Consider the following 7,010-nt stretch of genomic DNA (forward strand, 5'->3'; position numbering starts at 1 on the left):
ATGTCATCACACTCAACGATGCTGGCGCCGCCCCTGACGGAGCGTCACCGGCGCACGGTCGCACACCCCGGCGTCACGGAAATCTTGCCAGGGCCGCGTTCTCCGTGTACGCCGACAGCCCAGGCCCGCAGGAGGAAGTGGGCTCGACACACGGCCTCCGCATGACCGTGAACGATGGACCACACCCTGCCGCTGCGAGGCGGACAGCCCACAGCGTTCACCCCAACGTGGGCACGTCGCCCGCCTGGAGGAGGTGGAGCCACATCAACCTTTACGCCCTGGCGCAGCCACCGCACCTTCCCACGGCGGAGCCAAAAGGAGTGCTCACGGGGGCTGGCCTCCGTCGCGTTGAACGGCGTCCTGACAGTCACTCCGCCGTTCGCGGGCCAGGCCAGATGCCACCGCCATCGGCGGCACGATCAGCAAGGCGCACTCTGCCGTCACGAAGAACGACTACGAGGGTCCAGATACCCACCACACCGAACTCCACAACAACAGCAGCACCACGGGGCGCTCTTCGCCGCCCTCGCAACGAGATTCCTGCTCGGCTCCGGCCCGCCCGCCACCTCTCACCACCAAACCTTCACCGAAGGAGCTTCACCGTGTCCAACAACGTCAGGCAGAACCACGGGCAGCCCTGCCCTGACAGCATCCGCGACCAGCTCGAGCTGCCCCCGGCCCACAAGAACAGGCAGCGCCTCGCACGACTGTGCACCGCATGGAAGGAGTCCTGGCACGAGGGCGGATTCCCCTACCAGCGGTGGGAGGAGGTATCCCAGGCCCGGCACGCAAGCTGGCACGAGGCCGCCAACTGGATCAAGGCGGCGGCAATGATCGGCGGGCTCAGCCTCATCGTGATAACGGTGGACCCCGCCGTTGACATCGCCTCTGCCACGCTCAGGGGTCTCTCCGCCGTCCCGGCCATCGGCGCCGGTGACGACAGCGGCTTGTGGGGCACGGTCGACTACCCCGTCCGGGTGTTCCTCGCCGACCAGGCCGCGCACCCTGCCGTCGCCCCCGCCGCGCTGTACACGTTATGGCAGCTGACCGGGCTACTCGGACTCATCGGCGGGTTCCTCGGCAACGCCGGTGCCCGCATCACCTGGGTGCTCTTCGGCATCGGCAGCCTCGCCATGATCTGGTCCGCCGCCCCAGCCGGGGGCCGCGCCGCCGCCGGGCTCGCCGCCCTCATGCGGGCGCTGGCCAGCATCATCGCCCTGCGCGGCCTGACCCTGCGGCCCATCATCCACAATCACCCGACCGCAGTACCCGCTCAACCCCGCGCTCCACCTGCAAGCCACCCACTCCGCTCCCACCCCGGCGGATGATGACATCGACGACGAACCCGACAACGTCCACCCGCTCCAACGCTGACCCCGAAGACCGCCCCGCCAAGCACCCCCAGCGCCGAAGAAGATCCGATGAAGCTGCAGGACACCGAGTTCTGGGTCGGCACCTTCCACGAGAGCCACGAAGACGACCCCGCCAAGGAGACCGCCACCTCCCGACGACAACCGCCTCGAGCCGTACGTCTGGACCTGCACCTGCGGCGCGTCCCGCTCATTCCCGACCGAGCACGGCGTGTTCCCCACCACCTGGCCCACACCCACACCACGCGCCTCGACCAGCGGCGGCAGCGCACCCGCCCGCGTCGCCGATGGCCAGTACGACGGCGAGCAGGTTCAGCAGCTGCAGTTCGTCGTTCAAGACCCGTCTCGACAGCAGTCGATTGCCTTCGGCGTCCAGGACCACGCAGTGGTGGTGGGTCTTGCCGATGTCCGTGCCCGCCCGGATCTGGGCCACCTGTTCCTCCGGTCGTTCGGCAGTGCTGTTCGTCCGGATGACCCCGCCAGCGTGGTCCTACTCAGCGATCACCCCCCAGGGGCCCGCAGCTCCTAATCAGCGGCCGAGTCGTCGTGAGACACCGGGCGGCCAGGTGTGGGGAACCCGTCAACGGCAACCACATGAAAGCCATACCCGGTGTCTCTGGATCTCTGGACCTTACGACGGCCCGTCTGACCCACCAACAACGTAGGACCACCTGACCCGAGGCCCTGCCTGGACCTCGCCTGGCCCGCCAGCGGGGTGAGCGAGGACCGGACAGGCCGCCCGGCCGCACGCACCATCCCGTTCCGAGTGAGGAGACCCGTTTTGGCGAAAGACCCGACCGTCGTAGGAGTGCTCATCGAGCCCCCGGCACCGACCTGGTGGAATGCCAACCGCCACAAAGTTTTCGGGATCGGGGGGCTGCTGATCGGCTACCTGGTCGGCACCCACCTGCACGACGCCCCCCAGCAGCAGCCGGAGACGCCGCGACCGGGCCACATCACGTCCGCCCCGGCCACGCCCGGAGAGCACCCCACGCGCACGGCCCGCGGCCTTGCCGCATAACAGTGAGGATGTACGTGAGCGTTCCTCGGGGAGTCTGACCCACCGCATGACTGACTCAGGGTTCTCAACGGGATCTGTCGGCCCCGTCCGGGGGACGCTCGCCCGCATCCGTCGGGGTGGGGGGCTTCATAGTAGGGCTTGGTCAGGTCGGGGCTGGTGTTGCGTGTCCTGGGGGCTTGGTGTGGCGTTGAGGACGTCTGACACCGGAGGAAATCGCATCCGTGCGTGCCGAGTTGGAGGACTTCGCGGCAGAGGTCTTCGAGCCGTTCGCGAGAAACGACCAGCGTCGGTGGGGGCAGGTCTACCTGCGGGGTCTGCTCACTGACGGGCAGCGTAAGTCGGTCGAGCCGATGGCTGCCCGGCTGGGTGAGGACGGGAACCGGCAGGCGCTGGCCCACTTCGTGACGACGAGCCCCTGGGATCCGGCGCATGTGCGGGCCCAGCTGGCCTGGAGGACGGAAAAGGCGATCCGGCCCACCGCGGTGGTCTTCGGCGACACCGGGTTCCTCAAGGACGGCAACGCCTCAGCGTGTGTGTCCCGGCAGTACACCGGCACTGCCGGCAAGGTCACCAACTGCCAGGTGGGCGTGTCTCTGCACCTGGCCTCCGACCAGGCTTCAGCGGCGGTCGACTGGCGGCCCTTCCTGCCCGAAACCTGGGCGCCCGAATCCGTGAAGGCGGACCCGGACAAGGTCGCCCGCCGCGCCGCCTGCGGCATTCCCGACGACATCGGGCACGTGGAGAAGTGGCAGCTCGCACTCGACATGCTCGACGAGACCCGCTCGTGGGGCATCGAGGTGCCGCTGGCCATCGCGGACGCCGGATACGGTGACGCGGCGGCGTTCCGGCACGGCGTGCAGGCCCGCGGCCTCAACTACGTGGTGGGCATCTCCACCACCCTCTCCGCCCAGCCCGGCGAAGCCGTGCCGGTCACCGAACCGTACTCCGGGACCGGGCGCCCGCCGGTGGCGAAGTACCCCGACCCGCCGCGGTCGGTGAAGCAGCTGGTCATCGCGGCGGGCCGGCAGGCAGCGAAACCGGTGCGGTGGCGTGAGGGCTCCCGGCCCGGCACGGGCCGCAGTGGCTTCAAGCGGATGTACTCGCGGTTCGTCACCTTGCGGATCCGGCCTGCCGGGCGCCAGACCCGGCAGGCCGTTGACGGCCCGGAACTGCCCGAGTGCTGGCTGCTGGCCGAGTGGCCCGCCGGCCAGGCCGAGCCGGTCCAGTTCTGGCTGTCCGACCTGCCCGCCGAAACCCCGCTGACCACCCTGGTCCGCCTGGCCGAGCTCCGCTGGCGCATCGAGCACGACTACCGCGAGATGAAGCAAGCCCTGGGCCTGGTCCATTTCGAGGGCCGCACCTGGACCGGCTGGCACCACCACGTCACCCTCGTCTCCGTCGCGCATGCCTTCTGCACCTTGCAACGGCTGGCCACAGCCCCAAAAGACACGGCGCCGGCCTGAGCCTCTACCGCATCGTCCACGAGCTACCGACCCTCCTCACGACATGGACCGGCGACTGCCCCACCTGTCAACGCGGCATACCCACCCCAGCCCCGACCTGACCAAGCCCTAGTAGTACTTCGTTAGGTTGATTTGATCGTTGGGTGGTTCGTCGGGCATGGTGGCGCGGTGGACTTGGGGGAAGTTGAGGAATTGCGGGGAGAGTTGGCTGCCTTCGTGGCTGAGGTGTTCGCTTCGGTGCCGCGTCGGGATCAGCGGGCGAAGGGCGACTGCTATCTGCGTGGGCTGATGCTGGACGGGCGGCGGAAGTCGATCCAGCCGATGGCCGGGCGGCTGCCGGACGGTGACGTGCAGGCCTTGCAGCAGTTCGTGAGCCAGTCGCCGTGGGACCACGCGGCGGTGTTGCGGGCGGTGGCGGTCAAGACGGTGCCGGTGGTCGATCCCGTGGTGTGGGTGATCGGCGACGTGTCGTTCCCGAAGGACGGGAAAATGTCGGTGGCGGTGGCCCGGCAGTGGTGCGGGGCCCTGGGCAAGCAGTCGAACTGCCAGGTCGCGGTCAGCTTGCATGCCGCATCCGACACGGCCTCGGTGCCGGTCTCGTGGCGGCTGTTCGTGCCGGCCGAGTGGGGCCAGGACGCCGGACGCCGGGCCAAGGCAGGGGTTCCCGAAGAGGTGGGTCACCGGGAGAAGTGGCGCCTGGCCCTGGACCTGATCGACGAGGCGATTGCCTGGGGGCTGGAGCCGAAGGTGATCGTCGCGGATGCCGGATACGGCCAGAACACCGCCTTCCGTCAGGCACTGTCAGAGCGCGGCCTGGACTACATGGTCGCCGTGCGGGCGGATGAGTCCGCCCACCCCCATCACGCGGTTCCCACCGTGCCCGACTGGAACGGAAGGGGCCGCAAACCGGCCTCCTGCTACCGCACCCCGGCGCTGCCACTGAAGACCCTCGCCGCCGAGGGGGGACGCAGGAGCTACCGGGAGGCGACCTGGCGCAAGGGATCCAAAGGACCGATGCGCTCGAGGTTCAAGGTCCACACCGTGCGTCCGGCCGGCATCGCGACCCGCAGGCACGCCATCGCCCAGGCAGGCAGCTCCACCGCCTGGGACGGCACTCTGCCCACGGCCACCCTGCTGAGCGAGTGGCCCACCGGCCAGAAGACGCCGACCGAGTACTGGCTGACCAGCCTGCCCGCCGACACCCCTCTGCGAGACCTGGCCCGGCTGGCGAAGATGCGCTGGCGCATCGAACACGACTACCGCGAAATGAAACACGGCCTCGGCCTGGACCACTTCGAAGGCCGCACCTGGCGCGGCTGGCACCACCACACCACCCTCGTCACCGCCGCCCACGCCTTCCTCACCCTCCGCCGCCTGGACCCAAAAGCAACAGCGCCGGCCTGACCTTCTACCAAGTCCTCCACGCCATGCAGGACCTGCTGCTGTGCTGGACCGGCGCCTGTCCCACCTGCCACCACCAATTACCAACACCGACCAGGAAACAACACCCCCCACCCGAATCAACCTAACGAAGTACTACTAGTAGTTGCGGGTGCAGGAAGCAGCGCTTGGACTGAGCATGGCTGTGAGCTGCTTCGACGGGCCCGCGGCAGCTGATGGCATGATCCGCTTCTTTCGGGGCAGGCGAGGCCGGTGCCGCCCGTTCATTTCCAGCTTGTTGGACAGGTTCGCCATGCCCTGAAGCTGGAGGGCTTCCATGTCGTCGATGAGGCGGACGACACCACGCCAGGGCTGCGGGTGAGCGGGGCGCCCGCGGGCGTGCTGGTGAGCTGGACGACGTCGCACGGGTTCACCGCACTGGCGGCTGATCAGCATGGGGCGTCCAGCGACGGGATGCGGGTGGTGGTGCGGGCCGCGGTGGCGGGCCTGCTGGTCCAGTGCGGGAACACGGTGGTGGAGACACCGGACGGGAACGGCATCGTGGTGCTGGCGGAGGGACCGGCGGCCGGTGCGTGACGGGCTGTGGGTGCCGGGCGCCAGGTTCTGCCGGCAGGCTCCTCGACCTCCCCGGGCGTCATGGCCCTTCCCCGGCCGGCTCCAGATGGCGACCGGCCTGTTCCGATCTCACGCAGTCACAGCTGACGGCCTGTGACGGCTCCGCCGGGGTCGTCGGCCAGCACGATCGCTGTGGTGATCCGCTTGCCCACCGGTGCGCGTGGATGGCGAAGCTCTGGCCGACGGCCATGACGATCTCCAGCCCGTGCTGGCCATACGGGTCGGGTCGGGCCGAGGATCACGGGCGGAGTGGGGTTGCTGTCCCAGACGGTCACTTCGATGGCGCCGGAGTTGATCTCCAGTGAGCAGGGACCCGGTTGTCAGGCGGCGTTCCAGCGCCGTCCGCTGCGCGCGCCGCCGTCCCGCTGCTGTCCGGTTGCCGTGCTTGTTGCCCCGCTGCCCGGCCGCTCCGTCAGCCCTCCGCAGTGCCACGTTCCGTCGCGCCGTCCGCCGTATCGCCGCTCCAGGGCGGCCGGTCCGGCGCTGGCCAGGCCCTGCGGTTCCGCGCGCCTGGTTGCGGCGCCGGGCCACGGCGGCTGCCGCCGACCCGTCGCCGCGTCCAGCCGCCGCCCGTCCGCTGTCGTCCCCCGCCCGGGCGTCTGGCCGACTGCCGACTGCCGCTGCGACAGCCCGTCCGTGCCGTTGCCAGCTTTCTGCCGCTCCGTGTCCCTCGCAGGCCCTCCTGCGCCAGCTTGCGGGCTGCCGCACTGCCGCTGTCCGGCACCGCCGCTGCGCCCAGCCGACAGCCACGGCGCTGTGCGGCCTGGGTGGGCCTGGCCGTTTCGCTGTCCCGCCCCTGATGTTCTGTCTGCTGCGTCGCCGGCCGCCGGGGTCCCTGCTTGGACCGTGTCCGGTGAGGCGGGCGCTGTCCCGGCATGGGTCGGGAACGTGGAGCTGTATTTGGCGGACGGCTTCTGGGAGATCGCGAAGCCGTTCGAAAGTGCGGCCTCGGGGTGGCGGGACGCAGAACACGCCTGATGAGACGGTGGTCGCGGCTGTCGTCTATGTGCTGGTCAGCGGGTGCTCCTGGCGGTCGCAACTGGGTCTAGGGCCTGTTGCGAAAGTGGATCTTGCTCGTTGATGATCGTGCTTCGTGGGACGTGGGGATCTGACGAATGGCCAGTGGGCCCGGATGGAGCC

Annotated in this window: 5 protein-coding genes and 2 pseudogenes; 6 read left to right on the plus strand and 1 reads right to left on the minus strand. The window is 69.5% G+C overall.

What is annotated here, in order from left to right:
* The first annotated feature begins 602 nt into the window (after positions 1 to 602).
* A complete protein-coding gene (locus tag ACZ6C1_RS38180) occupies positions 603 to 1,328 on the plus strand; it encodes a hypothetical protein (RefSeq protein WP_469247648.1) in 726 nt (241 codons plus the stop codon).
* A 322-nt stretch (positions 1,329 to 1,650) separates the two neighbouring features.
* Here ACZ6C1_RS38180 and ACZ6C1_RS38185 read toward each other — a convergent pair.
* Positions 1,651 to 1,803 (minus strand): annotated as a pseudogene (locus ACZ6C1_RS38185) (IS110 family transposase); the annotation flags it as partial.
* A 348-nt stretch (positions 1,804 to 2,151) separates the two neighbouring features.
* On the opposite strand from ACZ6C1_RS38185, the gene ACZ6C1_RS38190 reads away from it, so the two are divergent.
* The 5 genes and pseudogenes from ACZ6C1_RS38190 to ACZ6C1_RS38210 form a co-directional block, all read left to right on the plus strand.
* On the plus strand, positions 2,152 to 2,391 hold the full coding sequence (locus ACZ6C1_RS38190; RefSeq protein WP_469247649.1) for a hypothetical protein: 240 nt from the start codon (positions 2,152 to 2,154) through the stop codon (positions 2,389 to 2,391).
* 197 nt (positions 2,392 to 2,588) lie between these two features.
* The gene (locus ACZ6C1_RS38195) at positions 2,589 to 3,854 is read left to right on the plus strand and encodes an IS701 family transposase (RefSeq protein WP_469247652.1); all 1,266 of its coding nucleotides are present in this window, start codon (positions 2,589 to 2,591) and stop codon (positions 3,852 to 3,854) included.
* A gap of 168 nt (positions 3,855 to 4,022) precedes the next feature.
* Complete coding sequence (locus ACZ6C1_RS38200; RefSeq protein ID WP_469247650.1) at positions 4,023 to 5,258, plus strand: IS701 family transposase; 1,236 nt, start codon at positions 4,023 to 4,025, stop codon at positions 5,256 to 5,258.
* 249 nt (positions 5,259 to 5,507) lie between these two features.
* Complete coding sequence (locus ACZ6C1_RS38205; RefSeq protein WP_469247651.1) at positions 5,508 to 5,831, plus strand: hypothetical protein; 324 nt, start codon at positions 5,508 to 5,510, stop codon at positions 5,829 to 5,831.
* Between the two features lie 904 nt (positions 5,832 to 6,735).
* Positions 6,736 to 6,906: pseudogene (locus ACZ6C1_RS38210) on the plus strand (IS5/IS1182 family transposase); the annotation flags it as partial.
* Between the last annotated feature and the right edge of the window lie 104 nt (positions 6,907 to 7,010).

This window comes from Streptomyces sp. NPDC041796 (genome assembly GCF_055590785.1).